We start from the raw sequence: 21,408 nt of genomic DNA on the forward strand, positions 1-21,408 counted from the left end.
ATTCGATTCCTGCGCACCCCGTCGCTGTGATTTATCTAAAGATGTTTCAATCGTGCAACTCGCGGCCGGGAACGATGCCGTTTGGAGGGAGATCCACGAAGAGCCATTTTTTTGTGCGGCGCGCCGGCTCGATACGGGCCAGGACACACGCCCGGCGGGTTTTTCGTCGTTGGCATATCATGCGCGTTTGGCCGCGTCTGCGCGTTCAGCCGACTGTCTCCGCGATCCGGGGGACCGACATCGCGTCGCGATGGGCAAGTCGTTGCGCAAGCACGCACATGCGGACGTTGCCGCTCTGTGAGCGGTCGTGTCCGCACCGCCAACCGCCGAGACCCCGATGACTACCCCCGTGCCCGATTCCAGTCCGTTACCCCCGTTACCCGCCAACCTGTTCCGCCACGCGCCGTTCCAGCGTTTCTGGGGCACCCGCGTGATGTCGTCGCTGGCCTTCCAGATCCTGTCGGTTGCGATCGGTTGGTACGTGTACGCGCTCACGCACAGCGCGTTCGCACTCGGTCTCGTCGGCCTCGCGCAGTTCGTGCCGATGTTCGCGCTGACGCTCGTCGTCGGGCAGGTGGCCGACCGCTACGACCGCCGGCGCATCGCGACGATCTGCCAGAGCGTCGAGGCACTGGCCGCCGGCGTGTTCCTGCTCGGCGCGCTGCAAGGATGGCTGGCCGCGCCGGCCGTGTATGCGCTCGCGGCGATCGTCGGCACGGCCCGCGCGTTCGAGTCGCCGTCGGTGTCGTCGCTGTTGCCGGCCGTCGTGCCGCGCACCGAGCTGCCGCGCGCGACCGCGCTGTCGACGTCCGCGAACCAGGCCGCGCAGATTCTCGGGCCCGCGTTCGGCGGGCTGCTCTATGGTGTCGGCGCGCCCGTCGCGTTCGGCACGAGCGTCGCGGCATTCGCGATCGCGGCGATGCTGAGCGGCACGATTCCGCTGCGCAGCGCGCCGCCCGCCCGCGAGCCGGTCACGCTGCGCTCGGTGTTTTCGGGCATCGCGTTCATCCGGCGCGAACCGGCGATTCTCGGTGCGCTGTCGCTCGACCTGTTCGCGGTGCTGTTCGGCGGCGCGACCGCGCTGCTGCCGATCTACGCGCGCGACATCCTGCAGGTCGGCCCGTGGGGGCTCGGCGCATTGCGCGCGGCGCCGGCGGTCGGCGCGCTCGCGGGCACGCTGTGGCTCACGCGTTTCCCGTTGAAGGGCCGGCCGGGCCGCGCGATGTTCGGCGGCGTGATCGCATTCGGCATCGCGACGATCGTGTTCGGGTTGTCGCGGCACTTCGCGCTGTCGCTCGTCGCGCTGGCAGCACTTGGCGCATCGGACGTCGTGAGCGTCGTCGTGCGGCTGTCGCTCGTGCAACTGCGCACGCCCGACGACATGCTCGGTCGCGTGAGCGCGGTCAACTCGCTGTTCATCGGCACGTCCAACCAGCTCGGCGAATTCGAATCGGGCGTGACGGCTGCGTGGTGGGGCGCGCCGGCCGCGATCGTCGTGGGGGGTGCGGCGACGATCGCCGTTGCGTTGACGTGGATGCGACTGTTCCCGACATTGCGAAACATGGCGTCGCTGGAACGCGATCATTGAGCGGACCCGAGCGGCCGATGTCTTCGAGGGAAGCCGGCCGCTCGTTCACTGTCATTCATTTCAAATTGCTTTCTCGTTTCAATCAAATGCCAAACGGTATCGTGTCCGAACGATCGTCCGATCAAGGCATTTCCCGCACGCGTTTCGGTCGGGTTGCGGCATGACCGCGGAAAGCCGTGAACGCGACGCGGCTTCGCCCGTAGCGGAATCGAAAAGGCGCTGATTCATCAATACCTTGGCGCGCAAGGTTTCGAGCGGCCATTCATCGGTTGAATCCAGCGATGAAAATTACGAAATACATTCCATCAATTACATAAAACTTTCAGTAATTTTCCGAAAGATTCCGCATTCGTATGACGATGCGGTTATTAATTGAAACAAAAAGAAAGGCGTGGAATGATAGCGATTCTCATTTCCGTAGCCGCCGCGGCGACCGCCGCCGGCCACTCGTCAACCCTAGCCAGCTAGTGCCGTCGTCGGCCTGATCGTCGGCGGCCAGCAAGCCATCGCATCCGTGCCTCGTGCACGCGCATCGCCGCGTGTCCACGCGGGGCGGTTTCATTCCGACTGGATCTCCATGCCGAACAGGACCCCGTTCGCGAGCGCGCTCGCGCTGGCCTTTGCTTTGCCTATCGCTGCGCCCGCCCTCGCGCAGAGCACGCGCGCCGAATCGTCGCCGGCCGCCGCCGCGCAACCGGGCGACGCTTCGCCGGACGCAACCGGCACCGCGACGTCGCGCGACACGCTGCCGGCGATCAGCGTGTCGGGGCAGGCCGTGCAGCAGGATTTCCAGGCCGGGCGTTCGACCGTCGGCGCGAAAACCCCGACCGCGCTGCGCGACATTCCGCAGTCGGTCACGGTGATCAACAAGGCGCTGATGGAGTCGCAAGGGCTCACGTCGTTCCAGGATGCGCTGCGCAATGCACCGGGCATCACGATCGGCGGCGCGGAAGGCGGGCAGATCGGCAACAACATCAACCTGCGCGGCTTCACCGCGCAGAACGACATCTATCTCGACGGCTTCCGCGATCGCAACCAGTATTACCGCGACACGTTCGATCTCGATTCGGTCGAAGTGCTGTACGGCCCGTCGTCGATGCTGTTCGGGCGCGGCTCGACGGGCGGCGTGATCAACCAGGTATCGAAGAAGGCGAACCTGAAGCCGTCGGCGGAGGTGTCGACGACGGTCGGCACCGACGATCATTACCGCACGAGCGTCGACCTGAACCGGCCGCTCGGCGCGACGTCCGCGTTTCGCGTCAATGCGTTCGGCCAGTCGCTCGGCTCGACGCGCGACGTGATGAAGAACAAGGACTACGGGATCGCGCCGGAGTTGCGCTTCGGCATCGGCACGCCGATCGAGATCACGCTGTCCGCGCTGATCCAGCATAACTACGACATGCCGGACTACGGCGTGCTCGCGGTCAACGGCCATCCGGCGCCGGTGCCGAAGAACACGTTCTACGGGCTCACCGACGACCGCACGATCCAGGACGTGCAGACGGTGTCCGCGCGGATCGACCATCGCGTCAACGATGCGCTGACGATCAGCAACCGCACGTCGTTCTCGCACTCGATGACCGATGCGCGCGAGACGGCCGCGAACGCGGTGCTGACGGGGCCGTTGTCGTCGAGCACCGCGCTGACGAACGGCAACTACACGTCGTTGCCGATGTCCGCGCTGTACGTGAAGCTCGCGAGCCACGATCGCGTGATCGAAAACCATTCGGTCGACAACGACACGATGGCGCATTTCAAGTTCGACACGGGCTTCGTGAAGCACGACCTGATCGCGGGCGTCGAAGTCGGGCACGACAGCTACACGAACCAGGCGTATACGCGCAGCGGCCTGCCGATTCTGTCGTTGATCGATCCGGCGTACCTGTCGTCGACCGCGTCCAACGCGACGCAAACGGCGGCCAACCACGCGGAATCGGGCGCGACCACGCTCGCCGCGTACATGAACGACACGGTGTCGATCGGCCGCGACTGGAAATTCGTCGGCGGGCTGCGCTGGGATCGCTTCCAGGCGCATCTGGCGAACACGGTGAGCGCGCCCGGCTACGCATCGCAGACGAACTACTTCACGAGCGTGCGGGCCGGCGTGATCTACCAGCCGACCGAATCGCAGTCGTACTACGTGTCATACGGGACGTCGTTCAATCCGTCGCTCGAGACGCTGACGGTCACGAACAACACGCAGAACCTCGCGCCGGAGCACACGAAATCGTACGAGGTGGGCGGCAAGTGGGATCTGCTGAACGACAACCTGTCGGTCACGTCGGCGCTGTTCCAGCAGGAGAAGAGCAACGCGCGCACGCAGACGTCGACCGGCGAATACCTGCTCGAGGGCGACATTCGCGTGCGCGGCTTCCAGGCGAGCGTGACGGGCCACATCACGCCGAAGTGGCAGGTGTTCGGCAGCTACACGTACATGAACGGCGTGATCCTGAGCGCGCTCGACGGCACGCAAGGCAAGACGCTCGCGAATACGCCGCGTAACACGTTCACGCTGTGGACCACGTATGCGTTCACGCCGCACTGGGAAATCGGCGGCGGCCCGACCTACATGTCGGGACGCTACGCGGCGAACACGGACTACGTGCAGGTGGGCGGCTACACGCGCTGGGATGCGACGGCCGCGTATCACGCGAAGCAGTGGGACCTGCGCGTGAACCTGCTGAACCTGACCAACAAGTTTTATTACGATGCGCTGATCCAGTCGGACGGCGGTCGCGCGGTGCCGGGCGTCGGGCGCACGTTCCTCGCGACGCTCGACTATCGGTTCTGACGGCACGCATGCGGCCGCCGCGCCATTCGATGAAAAAGGTGGAACGATGCTTGTACACATCCCGAACGTGCTGACGCCCGACCAGGTGCGGACGATGCGCGACCGGCTCGACCGCGCGGGCGACGCGTGGGTCGACGGCCGCGCGACGGCCGGCTATACGGGCGCGCCGGTCAAGCGCAACCAGCAGATCGCCGAGCATTCGCCGGTCGCGCGCGAGCTGGGCGACGTGATTCTCGCCGCGGTCGAGCGTCATCCGCTGTTCATCAGCGCGGCGCTGCCGAACCAGGTCTATCCGCCGCTGTTCAACCGCTACGAAGGCGGGATGGCGTTCGGCAGTCACGTCGACGGCGCGGTGCGCGTGCTGCCGAACGGCGTGAAGCTGCGCACGGACGTGTCCGTCACGCTGTTCCTGTCCGCACCCGACGAATACGACGGCGGCGAACTCGTGATCGAGGACGCGTACGGCGTGCAACAGGTCAAGCTGCCGGCCGGCGACCTGATCGTCTATCCGGCGACGAGCCTGCACCAGGTCATGCCGGTCACGCGCGGCGTGCGCGTCGCGAGCTTCTTCTGGGTGCAGAGCCTCGTGCGCAGCGATGCGCAGCGTGCGCTGCTGTTCGACATGGACACGGCGATCCAGCGGCTCAATGCCGGCGGCGCCGATGCGCAGGCGTGCCGCAGCCTGGTCGGTTGTTACCACAATCTTCTGAGAATCTGGAGCGAGACGTGAGCGTTGCCGATCCCTTCGAACTCGACGCGACGCCGCCCGCGTCGCGCATCGCGCCGGGCGCGCGTCCGGCCGGCTCCGGCGGCACGCGATCGCGCCGCGGCACCTTCATCAAGTGGCTGCGCAAGGTGCACGGCTGGATCGGCCTGTGGGGCGCGGCGCTCGGCCTGCTGTTCGGTACGACGGGGTTCCTGCTGAACCATCGCGCGCCGCCGCTGCGGATCCAGACCGGCGCGCCGCACGTCGACACGTTGCGGCTCGACGTGCCCGATCCGGAACCGGCGTCGCCGCGCGAACTCGAGCAATGGTTGCGTGCGCAGCCGAATCTGCATCTGCCGGAACGCATGGGCCGCATGCAGAAGGAGCCCGAGCATCCGGTCGCATGGGGCGACCGCGAAGCCGTGCAGCCGGAGCACTGGCAGCTCGTGTTCGCGTCGCCGCACGAAAACGTCGCGGTCGACTACTGGGTCGGCAGCGACACGATGACGCTCAAGCGCACCGGCAACGGCACGCTCGCGTGGCTCACGAACCTGCACAAGGGCGTCGGGATGAGCATCGGCTGGGTGCTGCTCGTCGATACGCTCGCGGGCGCGCTGATCCTGCTGTCACTGACCGGCGTGCTGTTGTGGACGGAGCTGAACAGGCGCAAGACGATCGGCGCGGTGCTCGTGGTCGGCTCGATCGTCGCGATCGTGTGCGCGGCCAGCGCGTAGCGGCCGCTCAGACGCCGGCGTCGCGCGCGACCTGCACGGCCGTGCCGTAGCAGATGACTTCCGTGACGCCCGAGCCGATCTCGGTCGAGTCGTAGCGCATCGCGACGATCGCGTTCGCGCCAAGCTTGCGCGCATCGTCGAGCATCTTGTCGAACGCGTGCTGGCGCGCCTTTTCGCACAGCGACGTATAGAGCGTGATGTTGCCGCCGAAGATCGTCTGCAGCGACGCGCCGAACGAGCCGACGATCGAGCGCGAGCGCACGATGATGCCCTGTGCGACGCCCAGCGAGCGGACGGTTGTATGACCGGGCAGATCGAAGGCGGTCGTGACGCGATCGGGCGACAGGTCGTCGATGGAGCGGGTGGGTTCGGTCATGGTGTTCGAGTCTGTGGCGAGTGGTCGAACGACGATTCTAGCCGGACGGACAAAAGGCATTCGAACGGGCGCACCCATGCGGGTGAACGCCCGTTTCGTTGCCGAACGCGACAACCGCCCGGCGACGAACGCTCAGCGCTTGACCGTCGCGCCGGCAATGCCGCCGAGATCGACCGCATAGGCGAGCGCCAGCTTGCCGAACTTCAGCGCGTGGTTCGCCTGCCGATCCGAGTTTTCCAGCGTGTCGTTCACCGTGTGGATATACGGGCTGTCGTTCTGGTCGGCCTCGAACGGGAACGATGCCGGATACCCCTGCGCATTCCACGACGCGTGATCCGAGCACGCATAGCCGCATTGCGACGTGCCGATCGCGAGCTCCGGCAGATAGGTCTTCGCCAGGTTCGTCACGTAGGTGTTCTGCGCGGCGTTCGTGTAGTCGGTGATCAGGTAGATATCCTTCGGATCGCCCTTGTAGTTCGTCATGTCGAGCTGCAGCACGCCGACCACGTTCGCATTCTGCGTGCGGAACTGCTTCGCGATCGCCTTCGAGCCGAGCAGACCGGCTTCCTCGGCCGCATACCCGACGAACTTGATGGTCCGTTTCGGCCGGTAGTTGTTCGCGAGCAGCACGCGCAGCGCCTCGGTCAGGCTGGCGATGCCCGACGCATCGTCGTCGGCGCCGGGCGAGCGCGTGTTCTCCGTCGTGCGGCCGACGGTCGAATCGAGATGGCCGCCGAGCACGACGGTGCCCGCGGCCGGATCGCTGCCGCGAATCGTCAGGATCACGGATTTCTGCGGAAAGCCCGTGTGCGCGAACTGCTCGACGGTGATGTCGGCGCGCGCACCTGCGAGCTGCTTCCACTGCAGCGCGAGCCAGTCGGACGCGGCGACGCCGTGCGACGTCGTGTAGTAGCGGTTCGTGAAGCCGGACAGCGACGTGATCGTGCCGACGATGTTGCTGGCCTGCAGTTGCTGGACCCACGTGCCGATCTGCGGCACGTTCGACACCGTATACGCGGGCGCGGCGGCCTGTTTCGCGAGCGTCGCCGGCAACGGCTGCAGCGCCTGCCGCGCGTCGGCGAACGAATCGTGCACGACGTAGCCGGGCCCGTGGCCGCGCGTGTGGTGGACGGCGTGGGCCAGCTCGCCCAGCCGCGAATCGTCGATCTCGACGACGTGAACGGTTTCGCGGCGCGCGGCGCCGTCGGCCGTCTTGCCGGCGTCGACGGTCGTGCTGTACTGCGTGGTTGCGTTCGCATCGATACGTTGAAGCTGGCGGAACGCGGTGTCGCCGAGCGTGATCCAGACGGGGGTCGCGTGCGCGGCGGCGCCCAGCAGCATGCCGCCCAGCGCGGCGCTCAGGCGGGTTGGTTTCAGAGTAGGCATGTTCGATCTCGTGGGGATGGCGATGTCGATGAAGGGAGCGCGCCGCAGGTCGTGCGATGCGCTCCCGCCTGCTGCGGCATTACGACTTTTGCGGAACGGTCACGCCGTACGTGCAGCTCTTGTTGTACGCGTTGCCGATCGCGGTGAGCTGCGCGCTGCTGTAGCCGAGCGCGGACGCGGCCGTCAGCACGGCCTGCGCGGCGGCCTTCTGGTTGGTCGAGCTGTTGGTCATCGACAGCCCCTTCAGGAACGCCTTGTCCATCGCCTGCGCGCCGATCGCATCGCGCGCGACGAGGTTGCACGACGCCCAGTACTGGCCGGCCGTGTGGATCTCCGCGCCGCGCGCCTGCGCATAGGTGCGCCCGACGTTCCAGTTGGTCACGCGGCCGGCCCAGAACTCGTTGTGGCCGTCCCAGTTGTAGACCCAGTGATACTGCGCATCCGACGGGCTCCACTGGTTGAAGTCGCGGCTGTACGCGGCCGCGAGATAGTCGCCGGTGCCTTCCGACAAGCCTTCCTGTTGCGACAGGCCGCCGTTGGTGACCCAGTCGTGGATGCCGTGGCCGAGCTCGTGGATCACGACGTCCGCGTCTTCCGCGTCGTCGACGCCGCCTTGCCCGAACGTCAGCCGGCCGCTGCTCGACGAATACGACGAATTGTCGTCGCCCGATTCGCCGTGCGGGTCGTACTGTACGCCGCCCGTGTACTGGTACGGCAGCGCCTTGATGCCGAGCGTCTGGTTCACGTAACGCAGGAACGTGTCGATGTGGTAGTACACGTTCACGGCCTCGAAATACAGGTTGCCGCGCGTGAATTCGAACGCGGGCGTGGACTGCGACGGGCACGCCTTGTCGAGCGGCGCATCGAAATCGACGCACGCCGCGTACGGGCCCGTCAGCGTGTAGCGGCCACCCGACTGCGCGAGCTCCTTCAGCGTCACGCGCACGCGTGCGGCCGTGAGCTGGGTCGAATCGGCGTCGTTGCCGTCCTTGTAGCCCGTGCTGCCGTAGCTGCTCTTCGTCGGCGACAGCGGATCGGGGCGGAACACGAAGCCGGTGCCGTCGGTCGCGTAGAACGCCTTGTCCTCGGCGCGCAGCACTTCGCCGCTGCCCGAGTCGATCAGCAGTTCCCAGTCGCCTTTCGGGCCGTCCTGCGGGCGGCCGCGCACCTTCCACGCGGTGTGCGTGCCGGCCTTGTCGACGAACGCGACGAGCTGCGCGTCGAGATGCGTGAAGCCGCTCACGCCGAGATACGCGCGGGCGCGGTCGAGCGCCTGCTGCTGATCGACGGCCTGCGACTTGCGCGTCGTCGCGACCACGCCGTTGATCGTGTTGCTCGCGACGTACAGGATGCGGCCGTCCTTCGCGACGGTCACCGCGATGTCGCTGCCGTATACGGGCAGCCCGGCGGCCTGCTGCTGCAGGCGCACGACGGTGAAGTCGGCGTCGTTGCGCTCCGACGTGACGACGAGGCTCGCGAGCGCGGCCGCGTCGAGCCCGAGCTGCGCCGCTTGCGACGCGACGAAGTCGCGTGCGGTGGCGGCGGGCGTCGCGGCGGCCTTCTTGACGCGATAGGCCGGGTTGTACAGCGTGACGGCGACGCCGTCCGCGCGGAACTGCCCGGCGGCCGTGTCGGCCTTCGCGGCCGGCGGCGCGACGCCGCGCGTCAGGCTTTCGCGCAGGCTCGCGGCCTGCGGATTCGACACTTTCGTGTCGGCCTGGGTGCCGCCGACGATGCCGAAACCGAGCACGAGACCCAGGGCGAGCGGCAATGCTTTGCGTGATGTCTGCATACGTGATCCTCATCTCAACGGTTGGACACGCCCGCACGTTCGTGGCGAGCAGGCACGACACGGCCCGCGCGCCGGTTCGATGGAACCGGTGCGGCGAAGCGGTGTTGGGAATGTCGACTGACTAAGGAACCCTAAATGTCAGGTCGAAAAGAAGCGGGCAGGTGAAGCGGAGGAGAAGCGAACGGCAGGCAGGTGCGGCGACGGCGAAGCGAGCATCGTCATGTCATACCCCTCGGATCGATATTGGATATCGGTGGGCAGCCTGCGTGGCGCGACGCGCGTCGAGATGCAGTACGCGTGTCGTTAGGCTGCCTATCTAACTTTGTTTGATATGTTACAGAATATTTTCAGCGACATTCCAAATTATTTTCGATGACCGCTTCGGTTCGTCGACCAATCGCCGGCATTGTTCAGCGAACGGCGGGAAACGCTGCCGGAACGCGCAATACCGCGCCGGATTGTGATTAAAAGCCGAGACGATCAGCGCGTCGCGCGCCGGTCGCTGCGCGGGCTCATCCCGAATCGTGCGCGATAGGTGCGCGAGAAATGCGACGGCGATTCGAAGCCGCACGCGACGCACACCGACGTGATGCTCATGTCGGTCTGCTGCAGCAGCTCGCGTGCGCGATCGAGGCGCAGGTTCAGGTAGAAGCGCGTCGGCGTGTCGTTCAGCGTCGCGCTGAACAGCCGTTCGAGCTGGCGCCGCGTGATCGAGACTTCCTGCGCGAGCGCATCGGAGCCGAGCGGGTTCTCCATGTGCCGCTGCATCGTGCCGATCACCTGGATCAGCTTGCGGTTGTGCACGCCGTAGCGCGCGGCGATCTCGAGCCGCTGGCTGTCCGAGCGCTGCCGGATGCGGCTGACGACGAACTGCTCGGAGATCGCCGCCGCGAGATCGGCGCCGTGCCGGCGGCCGATCAGGTCGAGCATCATGTCGATCGACGCGGTGCCGCCCGCGCACGTGATGCGCCGGTCGTCGATCTCGAACAGCTCCTGCGTCGCGTTCAGGCCGGGATAGCGCTCGCGGAACGCGGCCAGCGCCTCCCAGTGCAGCGTGAGCGGCTGCGACGCGTCGAACAGCCCGGCTTCCGCGAGCACGAAGCTGCCCGTATCGATGCCGCCGAGCGTCGCGCCATGCCGGTGCTGGCGGCGCAGCCAGTCGCCGAGCGTGCGCGTGTAGCACACGAGCGGATCGAAGCCCGCGACGACGAACACCGTATCGACCTGCGGGACATCCGCGCACGCGGCTTCGGCGGCGACCGGAATGCCGTTGCTCGCGGCGACCGGCGCGCCGTCCGCGCTGATCACGTGCCAGCGATACAGCTCGGTGCGAAAGCGGTTCGCGACGCGCAACGGCTCGACCGCCGACATGAAGCCGAGCGCGGAGAAGCCGGGCAGCAACAAGAAGTGGAAATCCTCGGGCATCGGGGCGTGGGGTGGAAGCGGGTGATCGTCGCGCACCGCGCGACGTGGCGAGCGGGCTGCGCACGGCTCAGCGGGCCGCGCGCGGCGCGCGGGCGCCGAACGTTCAAGCCGGGATTATCGCGGGTTTTGCCGGCGCTCAGCGCGTTTTTGCACGATGCACCGTCCGGCGCGCCGTCGTCGACGGCAATTCGCCGAACTGGGCCTTGTACGCGTTCGCGAAATGCCCGAGATGCATGAAGCCCCAGCGCGCGGCCGCCTCGCTGATCGGCAGGTCGGATTGCCGCGTGTCGAGCAGCAGGCGCCGGACCTGCGCGAGGCGCAGCGAGCGCGTGTAGTTGAGCGGGCTCGTCTGGACGACCGACTGAAAGCTGTTCTGCATCGTGCGCCGGCTGACGCGCAGTTGCGTGCACAGGCTCAGGATGTCGACGGGCGCTTCCGGGTGCGCGATCACGTAGTCGTGCACGCGGCGCACGATGTCGGCGCGGCAGGCGTGCGTGAGCCGATTCGGCGGCTCGGGCATCCGGTACGTGAGGAGATCGACGAGCACATTGCCGACGTCGGCGCGCAGCGCGCACTGCGCGCGTGCCGCGTCGAACGTATCGGGCGCCGACAGCACGCGTTCGAGCAGCGTCGCGAGTTGCATGCTCGCGCGGTCGCGCGCGGCGACCGGCACCTCGACGACGCCGCGCCGCAGCGCGCGTGCGTCCAGCCGGACGTCGGCCGCATCCTCGATCTGCTGCATCAAGTCGGGTTCGACGACCACGCCGATCAGCGACATGTCGTCGGGTGAATGGAGTTCGAACGGTGTGCCGCCGCGGGCCATCACGATCGTGCCGCGCTCGAGGCGTTCATCGCCGAACGCGAAGGTGCCCGAGCCGGTGAGTGGCATGCCGAACACCGTTTGGCCGTGCGGCAAGCATCCGCGCTGGATGATGCGCACGTTCGCCGCTTCCTGGAACAGTTGCACGCCGTCGAACACCGCATGTTTGACCGCGCTGCGATACGCGCCGGACCCGATCTGGTCGTAACGCTGATTCCAGCCGCGCAGCGCCTCGGCATGCCGGTCTGCGTCGTCGAACCTCTGATGTAACACGAGCACGGCGCCTCCGGCGATCGTTCGGACCGCGCAAGATTAAACCGACCGAATAGTCGGCGCAATACGGGGCAGCGCTATTCCGCGTACATGTTTCAGAGGGTCGGAAGGGGCGGTACAGCGTGGCTTTCACGCGCATTTCCAATATCCCGAATCGGCACGTACGCGTTGCCGGTCCGGGTGCTGACGGGATTTATTGTCGAACTACAGTCGCCCCACATAACGTGAATCCCCACTGGAGGCGGCATGAGGACAAGGCGACGAACCGTGGCGCTCGCGGCGACGCTGGCGTTGGCGGCGGCATGGACCGGCAGCGCGAACGCGACGGAAAAACCCGAGGAACTGGTCGTGCAGAAGATGCCGCCGTGGCATCCGCACGAGGTCTATGTCGTCGACATCTCGATGCCGTCGATGACCGACGGGCGCATCTACGTGTACGACGCCGACGCGAAGAAGCTGCTCGGCCAGATCGACGGCGGCTTCGCGCCCGGCCTCGCGATCTCGCCCGACCGCAAGACCAGCTTCGTCGCGACGACCTACTTCTCGCGCGGCTCGCACGGCACGCGCACCGACGTCGTCGAGATGATCGACAACACGACGCTCGATCACGCGGGTGAAATCGTGATTCCGGCGAAGCACGCGCAGCACGTGCCGTCGCCGTACAACACCGCGTTCAGCGCCGACGGCAAGCGGCTGTATGTCGCGAACATCACGCCGGCCGCGTCGGTGACGGTGATCGACGCCGTGTCGAAGCAGGTGCTGTCGGAGATCGACATGGCCGCATGCGTGCTCGCGTACCCGTCGGGCAACGACCGCTTCACCGCGCTGTGCGAAAGCGGCAAGGCGCTGACCGTCACGCTCGACGCGAACGGCAAGGAGACGAAGCGCACGATGTCGGATGCGTTCATCGACGTCGACAAGGATCCGGCGTTCGTGAACGCGTCGCGGTACAACGGCGATTATTTGTTCACCACCTACGGCGGCAACGTGCGCAGCGCCGATTTCAGCGGCGACAAGCCGGCGTTCGGCAAGCCGTGGTCGTTGCTGACGGACGCCGAGCGCGCCGAAGGCTGGCGCCCGGGCGGCATGCAGCAGACGGCCGTGCACGCGCAGCAGCACCGCTACTACGTGCTGATGCACAAGGGCGCCGACGGTTCGCACAAGGATCCCGGCACGCAGGTGTGGGTATACGACCTGAAGACGAAGCAGCGCGTCGCGCGCTGGGATCTCGCGCAACTGAAGATCGAGCCGCTCGTGTCGATCCAGGTCAGCGAAGACGACAAGCCGCTGTTCTACGGGCTGACGGCGACCTCCGACCTCGTCGTGATGGATGCGCGCACCGGCACGCTGCGGCACGTCGAGAAGCAGGTCGGCAATACGTCGACGCTGCTCGTCAACCCGTGAGGCCGCGATGACCGTCGATCCCGTACTCGCCACCAGCGCGCAGGCCGGCGCGGCCGTCGTCGTGCTGCTCGGCGCCTTCGCGAAGATGCGTCGGCCTGCCGCGTTCCGCCACGCGCTCGCCGGCTACCGGCTGCTGCCCGATGCGCTGACCGCGCCCGTCGCGTTCGCGATTCCGCTCGCGGAAGTCGTGGCCGCCGTGGCGCTGCTGTTTCCCGATACGCGAACGGCCGGCGCGATCGGCCTGATCGCGCTGCTCCTGGCGTTCGCGGCCGGCCTCGCGATCAACCTGCTGCGCGGCCACACCGACATCGACTGCGGCTGTTCCGGCTTCACCGCCGCCCGTGCGGACGCGCCGCGCGGCATCGGCTGGCTGCATGTGGGCCGCGTGCTGCTGCTCGTCGCGCTGGCCGCGACCGCGTTCGTCGAGCCGGGCACGCGCGCCGTCGTGTGGTTCGACTACCTGACGCTGTGCTTCTCCGTGCTGCTGATCGTCTGCGCGCTGCTCATCGTCGACGTGCTGCTCGCCAACGTTCCGCGCCTTTCCCACCTGAGGAATTCATGATGCAAACCGCTCTCACCGTTTCCACCGCCCTGTTGTGGGTGGCCGTCCTCGCGCTCGGCGCGATCTGCCTCGCGCTGGTGCGCCAGATCGGCATCCTGTACGAACGCATCATGCCGGCCGGCGCGCTGATGATCGACAAGGGGCCGGCGGTCGGCGCGATCGCGCCGACGTTTGAGCTGACCGACATTCGCGGCGCGCACGTGAAGGTCGGCGGCATCGACGCCGCGGGCAAGGCGACGCTGCTGTTCTTCCTGTCGTCGACGTGCCCGGTCTGCAAGAAGCTGCTGCCGCTGCTGCCGTCGTTGCAGGCCAGTGAGGCGACGCCGGTGAACATCGTGCTCGCGAGCGACGGCGATGCCGACGAACACACGCGCTTCGCGCAGAAGCACGACCTCGGGCGCTTCCCGTACGTGCTGTCGCAGGAGCTCGGCCTCGCGTACCAGATCGGCAAGCTGCCGTATGCGGTGCTGCTCGACGAAACGGGCACCGTGCGCGCGAAGGGGCTCGTCAACACGCGCGAGCACCTCGAGAGCCTGTTCGAGGCGAAGGAGCGCGGCGTCGCGTCGCTGCAGCAGTTCGTGCACGGCGATCGCAGCCACGACGTGCACGACGCGCACGCGCAGCACGCCTGACCGGCCGAACCTTTTTCAACGTCATTGGAGAACGACGACATGGGCGTGTTTGATTCATGGTTCGAGCGGTCGGCGCGCGGCGTCGCGCAGCACAGTTCGCGGCGCAGCGCGATGGCGAAGCTCGGCAAGGTGCTGGTGGGTTCGGCGCTGCTGCCGCTGCTGCCCGTCGATCGCACCGCGTATGCGGCCGAGGCGGCGTCGGGGGCGTCCGGCGCATCCGGCGGCGCCGCGGCCGGCGCGAGCGACGACCCGACGAGCTGCGACTACTGGAAATACTGCGCGATCGACGGCTGGCTCTGCAGCTGCTGCGGCGGCACGTCGAGCAGTTGCCCGCCGGGCACGACGCCTTCGCCGATCACGTGGATCGGCACCTGCCGCAATCCGCACGACGGTTCGGACTACATCGTGTCGTACAACGACTGCTGCGGCAAGACCTCGTGCGGCAAGTGCTTCTGCAACCGCAACGAGCGCGAGAAGCCGCTGTACAAGCTGTCGCTGAACAACGACATCAACTGGTGCATGGCGAACGGTAATTCGAATTACCACTGTTCGGTTTCGGTTCTGCTGGGAGCGGCAAAACAATGAAAGTGAAGCAAGCAGGAAAGGGCATCGTTGCGTGCATGGCGGCCGTCGCGGCCTTCGCGTTGCCGCGTGCGGCCGGTGCGCAGCAAGCCGTGCATTACCCGGCAGGAAAAAGCCTGTTCGACGCGCAGTGCGCGGTGTGTCACCAGGCGGGCGGCAAAGGGCAGGACGGCCTGGCGCCGCCGCTGATCGAGTATCCGGGCAAGTACGCGGAGGCCGAAGCCGGGCGGGCGCAGCTGATCGCGACGCTGCTGCACGGCATGTTCGGCGAGATCGAGGTGCACGACAAGCGCTACAACTTCAAGATGCCGTCGTTCGCGAGCACGAGCGACGACGACATCGCGCAGGTGCTGAACTATGTCGTGTTCGACCTCAACGCGCAGCACGGCGATGCGAAGCCGTTCACCGCGGCCGATATCCGTGCGGCGCGCGCGAAGCAGATGGACGGCACGGCCGTGCATGCGCAGCGCGCGGTGGTGATCAAGGGGCTCGGCCGGTGAACGGCGTGCGCGCGTCCGTGCACGGCACGCGGTGCGCGACGTCGTCGCGGCTCGGCGTCATGTCGCATCGATTGTCGTGCCGGCTGCTGCTGGCGGCTGCGGCGGCCTGTGCGTTCGCCGCGCCCGCGCATGCCGACGGCGCGGCCGATGCCGCGCTCGCGCGGCAGCACTGGGTGCTCAACTGCATGGGCTGCCACACGGCGACGGGCGGCGGTATTCCCGGCAAGGTGCCGCCGCTCGCGAATTCGCTTGGCTATTTCACGCATCTGCCGGCCGGGCGCGAGTACGTGATGCGCGTGCCCGGCGCGTCGAACTCGGCGCTGTCGGATCGGGAGCTGGCCGACGTGCTGAACTGGGTGCTCACGACGATGAACCGCGATGCGTTGCCGCGCGACTTCAAGCCCTATACGGCCGCCGAAATCGCCGCGCACCGCCGTCCCGCGCTGTCCGACGTCGCGACCGAACGTGCCGGGCTCGTGCGCGCATTGCAGGCGCGCGGGATCGACGGCGTCGCGGATCGCTACTGACCGACTCACTCAACGAATCAGGAAAACATGAACATGGAGACGAACGAAACCTTTGCGCTGCTCGATGCGACGCGCGCGTTTCTCGCGAAGCCGAAGAAGATGCTGATCGGCGCCGAGTGGAGCGATGCCGCGTCGGGCCGCCAGCTCGATGTCGTGAACCCGGCCGACGGCACCGTGATCGCACGCGTGCCCGAAGCGGACGAGCGCGACGTGCAGCAGGCGGTCGCCGCCGCGCGCCGTGCATTCGATGCGGGCCCGTGGCGCAGCGCGAAGAGCACCGACCGCGAGCGCCTGATGCTCGTGCTCGCCGATCTGATCGAAGCCCACGCGCGCGAGCTTGCCGAGATCGAAGCGCTCGACAACGGCAAGCCGGTGATGGTCGCGCAGGGGCTCGACGTCGCGATGGCCGCGCACTGTTTCCGCTACATGGCCGGCTGGGCGACGAAGATCGAAGGCAGCGTGATCGATGCCGGCATGCCGTACCTGCCGGACAGCGAGATCTTCGCCTATACGCGCAAGGAGCCCGTCGGCGTGGTCGGCGCGATCATTCCGTGGAATTTCCCGCTGCTGATGGCCGCGTGGAAAATCGCGCCGGCGCTCGCGACCGGCTGCACCGTCGTGCTGAAGCCGGCCGAGGATACGCCGCTGAGCGCATTGCGGCTCGGCGAGCTGATCCAGGCAGCCGGGTTCCCGGACGGCGTCGTCAATATCGTCACCGGCTACGGTCACACGGCCGGCGCGGCGTTGTCGCGCGATCCGCGCATCGACAGGATCGCGTTCACCGGGTCGACGCAGACGGGCAAGACGATCGGCCACGCGGCGCTCGACAACATGACGCGGATGTCGCTGGAACTCGGCGGCAAGTCGCCGGTGATCGTGCTGCCCGACGTCGACCTCGACAAGGCCGCGCTGGGCGTCGCGAACGCGATCTTCTTCAACCAGGGGCAGGTGTGCACGGCCGGATCGCGCGCGTACATCCATTCGAAGGTGTTCGACGGCGTGATCGAGCGCGTCGCGAAGATCGCCGCGAGCCTGAAGATCGGCCCGGGGATGGACCCGTCGACGCAGATCGGCCCGCTCGTCTCGGCGAAGCAGCGCGAGCGCGTGTGCGGTTACATCGACTCGGGCTTCGGCGAGGGGGCGCGTGCTGCCGCGGGCGGCCGCGCGATCGACGGCCCCGGCTTCTTCGTCGAACCGACGGTGCTGGTCGATACGACGCAGGCGATGCGCGTGGTGCGCGAGGAAATTTTCGGGCCGGTGCTCGTCGCGATGCCGTTCGACGAGATCGATACGGCGGTGCAGCTCGCGAACGACACGCCGTACGGGCTCGGCGCGAGCATCTGGTCGAACGATCTTGCGGCGATCCACAAGCTGATTCCGCGTATTGCAGCGGGCACCGTGTGGGTCAACTGCCACTCGCTGCTCGACAACGCATTGCCGTTCGGCGGGATGAAGCAGTCGGGCTTCGGCCGCGAACTCGGCCGCGCGGTGATCGACCAGTACACGGAAAGCAAGTCGGTGATGATGAACTACGCGTGAGTGCGGCGGCGAGTGCGTGCGTGGGCGGCGTATCGGCGACGCACGCGCCGCCGTCACGCGCGGATCGGCACCACCCCGAGAACGAGGCACACCGCGCTGGCAATGAGGATTGCGCTCGCCGAATACTGCGCGATGCCAAGCATGCCGATCAGACGTTGTACCCCGCGTCGCGCATCAACCGGCGCGCCGCATCGCCGCGCGGCGCCTCCGCATCGAATTGCGCGCGAAGTTTCGCATCCGCACCGTGCGTCACGCCGCGGTGCATGACCGCGATGATGGCGACAAGGGCGACGACAAAGAAAGCGGCAAGAATCATATTGCTCCTGACCGGAGAAACCGGAGGCGAGCATCGCGACAGCCGACCGTGTCCGTCTCCATCCGTTTGAATGACGCGCAACATTGGGGCCCAGGGCGGCACGGCAACTGGCGGGCAGCGCGCGATCGCCCGGCGGTTTCCAGCATAGGGCCGGTCCACGGCGCCCGGCTACGTGTCGGAAATCCGTCAGCAAGACCATGGCGGAATCGAAAGATTCGCGCCGCATCCGGGCAATCCAGAAAGCCCGCAGAAAACCCCCAAACTCCCGTCCGTCAAGCCTCGCACGAAACCTAGTGGTTTCCACTCATAGTCGCAAACAGGCAAGAACAGGTCGCCGCCGGTCTTCTCGCGGCGAATATGGCTCGTTACTTTTACTCCCACGATGCAGGCCGGCGCACATTCCGCGCACCGGCTGCCGCGAGACCAACCGGGAGAAATCGAACCATGAAGTCGACGAAGATCGCCGCGCTAGCCGCGGCCGTGCTGGCGACCGGCGCGTTCACGCAAGCCGCGCTGGCCGAGACGGAGGCCGCGACCTGCCGCACCGTGCGTTTCGCGGATATCGGCTGGACCGACATCACGTCGACCACGGCGCTCGCGTCGACCGTGTTCGAGGCGCTCGGCTACAAGCCGACCACGACGATCGCGTCGGTGCCGATCTCGTTCGCCGGTCTCAAGAGCAAGCAGCTCGACGTGTCGCTCGGCTACTGGTGGCCCGTGCAGCAGAAGCAGCTGCAGCCGTTCCTCGACAGCAAGTCGATCAACGTCGTCGAGCCGCCGAACCTGTCCGGCGCGAAGGCGACGCTCGCGGTGCCGAGCTACGCATACCAGGCCGGCCTGAAGACCTTCGACGACATCGCGAAACATCGCGCGGAACTCGACGGCAAGATCTACGGGATCGAGCCGGGCAGCAGCGCGAACGCGACGATCCAGAAGATGATCGACACGAACCAGTACGGGCTCGGCGGCTTCAAGCTCGTCGAATCGAGCGAAGCCGGGATGCTGGTGACGGTCGAGCGCGCGGTCCGCGACAAGAAGTGGGTCGTGTTCCTCGGCTGGGAGCCGCATCCGATGAACATCCAGCTCAGCATGAACTACCTGTCCGGCGGCGACGCGGCGTTCGGCCCGAACTACGGCGAAGCGCGCGTGTACACGCTCACCGCACCCGACTTCATCGCGCGCTGCCCGAACGCGGGCAAGCTCGTGACGAACCTGCGCTTCTCGACGCAGCTCGAGAACCAGCTGATGCAGACGGTGATGAACAAGACCAAGCCGGCCGATGCCGCGAAGGCGTACCTGAAGAAGAACCCGCAGGTGCTCGACCCGTGGCTCGCGGGCGTCAAGACGTTCGACGGCAAGGACGGCCTGCCCGCCGTGAAGGCGTATCTCGGCCTGTGATGGCCGGCGCCCATACGCTATCAGCAATGCGACACAACCCGAATCAAGCGAGGCATCCAGCATGAATCACGAAGTCATCATCACCTGCGCGGTCACCGGCGCGGGCGATACGGTCGGCAAGCATCCGGCGATTCCGGTCACGCCGAAGGAGATCGCGGCGGCCGCGATCGAAGCCGCGAAGGCCGGCGCGACGGTCGCCCACTGCCACGTGCGCGATCCGCAGACGGGGCGCGGCAGCCGCGACCCGAACCTGTATCGCGAAGTGGTCGACCGCATCCGCTCGGCCGACGTCGACGTGATCATCAACCTGACGGCCGGCATGGGCGGCGATCTCGAGATCGGCCCGGGCGAGGACCCGATGCGTTTCGGCAAGGGCACCGATCTCGTCGGCGGCCTCACGCGCCTCGCGCACGTCGAGGAACTGTTGCCGGAGATCTGCACGCTCGACTGCGGCACGCTGAATTTCGGCGACGGCGACTACATCTACGTGTCGACGCCCGCGCAGTTGCGCGCCGGTGCGAAACGCATCCAGGAACTCGGCGTGAAGCCGGAACTGGAGATCTTCGATACGGGCCATCTGTGGTTCGCGAAGCAGTTGCTGAAGGAAGGGCTGCTCGACGATCCGCCGCTGTTCCAGCTGTGCCTCGGCATTCCGTGGGGCGCGCCGGCCGATACGGGCACGATGAAGGCGATGGTCGACAACCTGCCGCCGGGCGCGCATTGGGCCGGCTTCGGGATCGGCCGCATGCAGATGCCGATGGTCGCGCAGGCGATGCTGCTCGGCGGCCACGTGCGCGTGGGCCTCGAAGACAACATCTGGCTCGACCGCGGCGTGCATGCGACCAACGGCACGCTCGTCGAGCGCGCGAGAGAGATCGTCGAACGCCTCGGCGGCCGCGTGCTGACGCCGGCCGAAGGCCGCCGCAAGCTCGGCTTGCCGGCGCGCGGCGAACGTCTGCTCGAACGCCGCGCGCTCGCCGAATTCGCGTGAGCTGTTTCACCAACTGACTGACATGACGGGGTGGCCTGCATCCACGCGCGGCCACCCACCGATTTCCCCTGATTCGAAGGATGCGTTGACATGGCTGTGAAGACCGACATCAACACGTTTGCCGCGATCGGCACCGGCGTGATCGGCAGCGGATGGATTTCCCGCGCGCTCGCGCACGGTCTCGACGTGGTCGTGTGGGACCCGGCGCCGGGCGCGGAAGCGCGGTTGCGCGCGAACGTCGCGAACGCGTGGCCCGCGCTCGAACGCGTCGGCCTCGCGCCGGGCGCCGATCCCGCGCGGCTGCGGTTCGTGTCGACGATCGAAGAATGCGTCGCCGATGCGGATTTCATCCAGGAAAGCGCGCCCGAGCGCGAGGCGCTGAAACTCGAACTGCACGAACAGATCAGCCGCGCGGCGAAGCCCGACGCGATCATCGCGTCGTCGACGTCGGGGCTGCTGCCGACCGATTTCTACGCGCGGGCGACGCATCCGGAGCGCTGCGTGGTCGGTCACCCGTTCAATCCCGTCTACCTGCTGCCGCTCGTCGAAGTGCTCGGCGGCGCGCGCACGGCGCCGGAAGCGGTCGAAGGCGCGATGGAGGTCTATCGCAAGCTCGGCATGCGGCCGCTGCACGTGCGCAAGGAAGTGCCGGGTTTCATCGCGGATCGCCTGCTCGAAGCGTTGTGGCGCGAGGCGCTGCACCTCGTCAACGAAGGCGTCGCGACGACCGGCGAGATCGACGATGCGATCCGCTTCGGTGCGGGCATCCGCTGGTCGTTCATGGGCACGTTCCTGACCTACACGCTGGCCGGCGGCGATGCGGGCATGCGACACTTCATGCAGCAATTCGGCCCGGCGCTCGAACTGCCGTGGACGAAGCTGGTCGCGCCGACGTTGACCGACGCGCTGATCGACAGCGTCGTCGAAGGCACGACCGAACAGCAGGGCACGCGCAGCATCAAGGAGCTCGAACGCTATCGCGACGAGTGCATCACCGAGGTGCTGAAATCGATCGCCGCGGTGAAGACGCGGCACGGGATGCGATTCGAGGACTAAAGGACAGGCG

20 protein-coding genes are annotated in these 21,408 nt (G+C 67.1%); 14 read left to right on the plus strand and 6 right to left on the minus strand.

Features of this window, described 5'->3' with window-relative positions; all coding sequences use genetic code 11:
- Positions 1-337: 337 nt before the first annotated feature.
- From HWX14_RS09080 to HWX14_RS09095, 4 genes are all read left to right on the plus strand, one after another.
- The gene (locus tag HWX14_RS09080) at positions 338-1,588 is read left to right on the plus strand and encodes an MFS transporter (protein WP_175882426.1); all 1,251 of its coding nucleotides are present in this window, start codon (positions 338-340) and stop codon (positions 1,586-1,588) included.
- A 577-nt stretch (positions 1,589-2,165) separates the two neighbouring features.
- Positions 2,166-4,379: a TonB-dependent siderophore receptor gene (locus HWX14_RS09085; RefSeq protein ID WP_175882427.1), complete on the plus strand. Its 2,214-nt coding sequence runs from the start codon at positions 2,166-2,168 to the stop codon at positions 4,377-4,379.
- Between the two features lie 46 nt (positions 4,380-4,425).
- Complete coding sequence (locus HWX14_RS09090; protein ID WP_175882428.1) at positions 4,426-5,109, plus strand: Fe2+-dependent dioxygenase; 684 nt, start codon at positions 4,426-4,428, stop codon at positions 5,107-5,109.
- A complete protein-coding gene (locus HWX14_RS09095) occupies positions 5,106-5,819 on the plus strand; it encodes a PepSY-associated TM helix domain-containing protein (protein ID WP_175882429.1) in 714 nt (237 codons plus the stop codon). Before HWX14_RS09090 ends, HWX14_RS09095 begins: the two co-directional genes overlap by 4 nt.
- Positions 5,820-5,826: 7 nt before the next feature.
- On the opposite strand, the gene HWX14_RS09100 is transcribed toward HWX14_RS09095, so the two are convergent.
- The 5 genes from HWX14_RS09100 to HWX14_RS09120 form a co-directional block, all read right to left on the minus strand.
- Positions 5,827-6,195, minus strand: a complete 369-nt coding sequence (locus HWX14_RS09100) for a YbjQ family protein (protein WP_175882430.1) — start codon at positions 6,193-6,195, stop codon at positions 5,827-5,829.
- A gap of 132 nt (positions 6,196-6,327) precedes the next feature.
- Positions 6,328-7,581, minus strand: coding sequence for a M20/M25/M40 family metallo-hydrolase (locus tag HWX14_RS09105; RefSeq protein WP_175882431.1), 1,254 nt, complete (start codon positions 7,579-7,581; stop codon positions 6,328-6,330).
- 79 nt (positions 7,582-7,660) lie between these two features.
- Positions 7,661-9,373 (minus strand): M36 family metallopeptidase, encoded by a 1,713-nt coding sequence (locus HWX14_RS09110; protein WP_175882432.1) that lies wholly within the window; start codon positions 9,371-9,373, stop codon positions 7,661-7,663.
- Positions 9,374-9,853: 480 nt separating this feature from the next.
- On the minus strand, positions 9,854-10,798 hold the full coding sequence (locus HWX14_RS09115) for a GlxA family transcriptional regulator (RefSeq protein ID WP_006480675.1): 945 nt from the start codon (positions 10,796-10,798) through the stop codon (positions 9,854-9,856).
- A gap of 136 nt (positions 10,799-10,934) precedes the next feature.
- Entirely contained in the window at positions 10,935-11,897 is a 963-nt protein-coding gene (locus tag HWX14_RS09120; protein ID WP_175882433.1) for a helix-turn-helix domain-containing protein, read from the minus strand.
- A 240-nt stretch (positions 11,898-12,137) separates the two neighbouring features.
- Here HWX14_RS09120 and HWX14_RS09125 point away from each other — a divergent pair, with 240 nt between their 5' ends.
- The 7 genes from HWX14_RS09125 to HWX14_RS09155 are packed head-to-tail and all read left to right on the plus strand — an operon-like array spanning position 12,138 to position 17,637.
- Positions 12,138-13,295 (plus strand): amine dehydrogenase large subunit, encoded by a 1,158-nt coding sequence (locus tag HWX14_RS09125; protein ID WP_175882434.1) that lies wholly within the window; start codon positions 12,138-12,140, stop codon positions 13,293-13,295.
- Positions 13,296-13,302: 7 nt separating this feature from the next.
- Complete coding sequence (locus HWX14_RS09130; protein ID WP_175882435.1) at positions 13,303-13,857, plus strand: MauE/DoxX family redox-associated membrane protein; 555 nt, start codon at positions 13,303-13,305, stop codon at positions 13,855-13,857.
- Positions 13,854-14,489, plus strand: a complete 636-nt coding sequence (gene mauD, locus HWX14_RS09135) for a methylamine dehydrogenase accessory protein MauD (protein WP_175882436.1) — start codon at positions 13,854-13,856, stop codon at positions 14,487-14,489. The genes HWX14_RS09130 and mauD overlap by 4 nt, the downstream gene beginning before the upstream one ends.
- Positions 14,490-14,528: 39 nt before the next feature.
- Complete coding sequence (locus HWX14_RS09140) at positions 14,529-15,074, plus strand: methylamine dehydrogenase light chain (protein WP_175882437.1); 546 nt, start codon at positions 14,529-14,531, stop codon at positions 15,072-15,074.
- A complete protein-coding gene (locus tag HWX14_RS09145; protein ID WP_175882438.1) occupies positions 15,071-15,571 on the plus strand; it encodes a cytochrome c in 501 nt (166 codons plus the stop codon). The genes HWX14_RS09140 and HWX14_RS09145 overlap by 4 nt, the downstream gene beginning before the upstream one ends.
- A 59-nt stretch (positions 15,572-15,630) precedes the next feature.
- Positions 15,631-16,098: a cytochrome c gene (locus HWX14_RS09150; protein ID WP_244130185.1), complete on the plus strand. Its 468-nt coding sequence runs from the start codon at positions 15,631-15,633 to the stop codon at positions 16,096-16,098.
- 33 nt (positions 16,099-16,131) lie between these two features.
- On the plus strand, positions 16,132-17,637 hold the full coding sequence (locus HWX14_RS09155; protein ID WP_175882440.1) for an aldehyde dehydrogenase family protein: 1,506 nt from the start codon (positions 16,132-16,134) through the stop codon (positions 17,635-17,637).
- A gap of 148 nt (positions 17,638-17,785) precedes the next feature.
- On the opposite strand, the gene HWX14_RS09160 is transcribed toward HWX14_RS09155, so the two are convergent.
- A complete protein-coding gene (locus HWX14_RS09160) occupies positions 17,786-18,037 on the minus strand; it encodes a hypothetical protein (RefSeq protein ID WP_175882366.1) in 252 nt (83 codons plus the stop codon).
- A gap of 360 nt (positions 18,038-18,397) precedes the next feature.
- On the opposite strand from HWX14_RS09160, the gene HWX14_RS09165 reads away from it, so the two are divergent.
- The 3 genes from HWX14_RS09165 to HWX14_RS09175 all read left to right on the plus strand — a co-directional run bounded on the left by HWX14_RS09165 (position 18,398) and on the right by HWX14_RS09175 (position 21,398).
- Positions 18,398-19,351, plus strand: coding sequence for a choline ABC transporter substrate-binding protein (locus HWX14_RS09165; protein ID WP_175882441.1), 954 nt, complete (start codon positions 18,398-18,400; stop codon positions 19,349-19,351).
- 61 nt (positions 19,352-19,412) lie between these two features.
- On the plus strand, positions 19,413-20,342 hold the full coding sequence (locus HWX14_RS09170; protein ID WP_175882442.1) for a 3-keto-5-aminohexanoate cleavage protein: 930 nt from the start codon (positions 19,413-19,415) through the stop codon (positions 20,340-20,342).
- Positions 20,343-20,432: 90 nt separating this feature from the next.
- Complete coding sequence (locus HWX14_RS09175) at positions 20,433-21,398, plus strand: L-carnitine dehydrogenase (protein ID WP_175882443.1); 966 nt, start codon at positions 20,433-20,435, stop codon at positions 21,396-21,398.
- Positions 21,399-21,408: the final 10 nt, after the last annotated feature.

Source organism: Burkholderia sp. BCC0044 (assembly GCF_902832955.1).
Classification (GTDB): domain Bacteria; phylum Pseudomonadota; class Gammaproteobacteria; order Burkholderiales; family Burkholderiaceae; genus Burkholderia.

Bases quoted from the DNA above. Each gene is read 5' to 3' on its own strand.
- HWX14_RS09165 (WP_175882441.1), top strand. From the start codon at position 18,398: ATGAAGTCGACGAAGATCGCCGCGCTAGCCGCGGCCGTGCTGGCGACC.
- HWX14_RS09125 (WP_175882434.1), top strand. From the start codon at position 12,138: ATGAGGACAAGGCGACGAACCGTGGCGCTCGCGGCGACGCTGGCGTTG.
- HWX14_RS09145 (WP_175882438.1), top strand. From the start codon at position 15,071: ATGAAAGTGAAGCAAGCAGGAAAGGGCATCGTTGCGTGCATGGCGGCC.
- HWX14_RS09080 (WP_175882426.1), top strand. From the start codon at position 338: ATGACTACCCCCGTGCCCGATTCCAGTCCGTTACCCCCGTTACCCGCC.
- HWX14_RS09085 (WP_175882427.1), top strand. From the start codon at position 2,166: ATGCCGAACAGGACCCCGTTCGCGAGCGCGCTCGCGCTGGCCTTTGCT.
- HWX14_RS09105 (WP_175882431.1), bottom strand. From the start codon at position 7,581: ATGCCTACTCTGAAACCAACCCGCCTGAGCGCCGCGCTGGGCGGCATG.
- HWX14_RS09150 (WP_244130185.1), top strand. From the start codon at position 15,631: ATGTCGCATCGATTGTCGTGCCGGCTGCTGCTGGCGGCTGCGGCGGCC.
- HWX14_RS09100 (WP_175882430.1), bottom strand. From the start codon at position 6,195: ATGACCGAACCCACCCGCTCCATCGACGACCTGTCGCCCGATCGCGTC.
- HWX14_RS09130 (WP_175882435.1), top strand. From the start codon at position 13,303: ATGACCGTCGATCCCGTACTCGCCACCAGCGCGCAGGCCGGCGCGGCC.
- HWX14_RS09175 (WP_175882443.1), top strand. From the start codon at position 20,433: ATGGCTGTGAAGACCGACATCAACACGTTTGCCGCGATCGGCACCGGC.
- HWX14_RS09110 (WP_175882432.1), bottom strand. From the start codon at position 9,373: ATGCAGACATCACGCAAAGCATTGCCGCTCGCCCTGGGTCTCGTGCTC.
- HWX14_RS09115 (WP_006480675.1), bottom strand. From the start codon at position 10,798: ATGCCCGAGGATTTCCACTTCTTGTTGCTGCCCGGCTTCTCCGCGCTC.
- HWX14_RS09140 (WP_175882437.1), top strand. From the start codon at position 14,529: ATGGGCGTGTTTGATTCATGGTTCGAGCGGTCGGCGCGCGGCGTCGCG.
- HWX14_RS09155 (WP_175882440.1), top strand. From the start codon at position 16,132: ATGGAGACGAACGAAACCTTTGCGCTGCTCGATGCGACGCGCGCGTTT.
- mauD (WP_175882436.1), top strand. From the start codon at position 13,854: ATGATGCAAACCGCTCTCACCGTTTCCACCGCCCTGTTGTGGGTGGCC.
- HWX14_RS09170 (WP_175882442.1), top strand. From the start codon at position 19,413: ATGAATCACGAAGTCATCATCACCTGCGCGGTCACCGGCGCGGGCGAT.
- HWX14_RS09160 (WP_175882366.1), bottom strand. From the start codon at position 18,037: ATGTTGCGCGTCATTCAAACGGATGGAGACGGACACGGTCGGCTGTCG.
- HWX14_RS09090 (WP_175882428.1), top strand. From the start codon at position 4,426: ATGCTTGTACACATCCCGAACGTGCTGACGCCCGACCAGGTGCGGACG.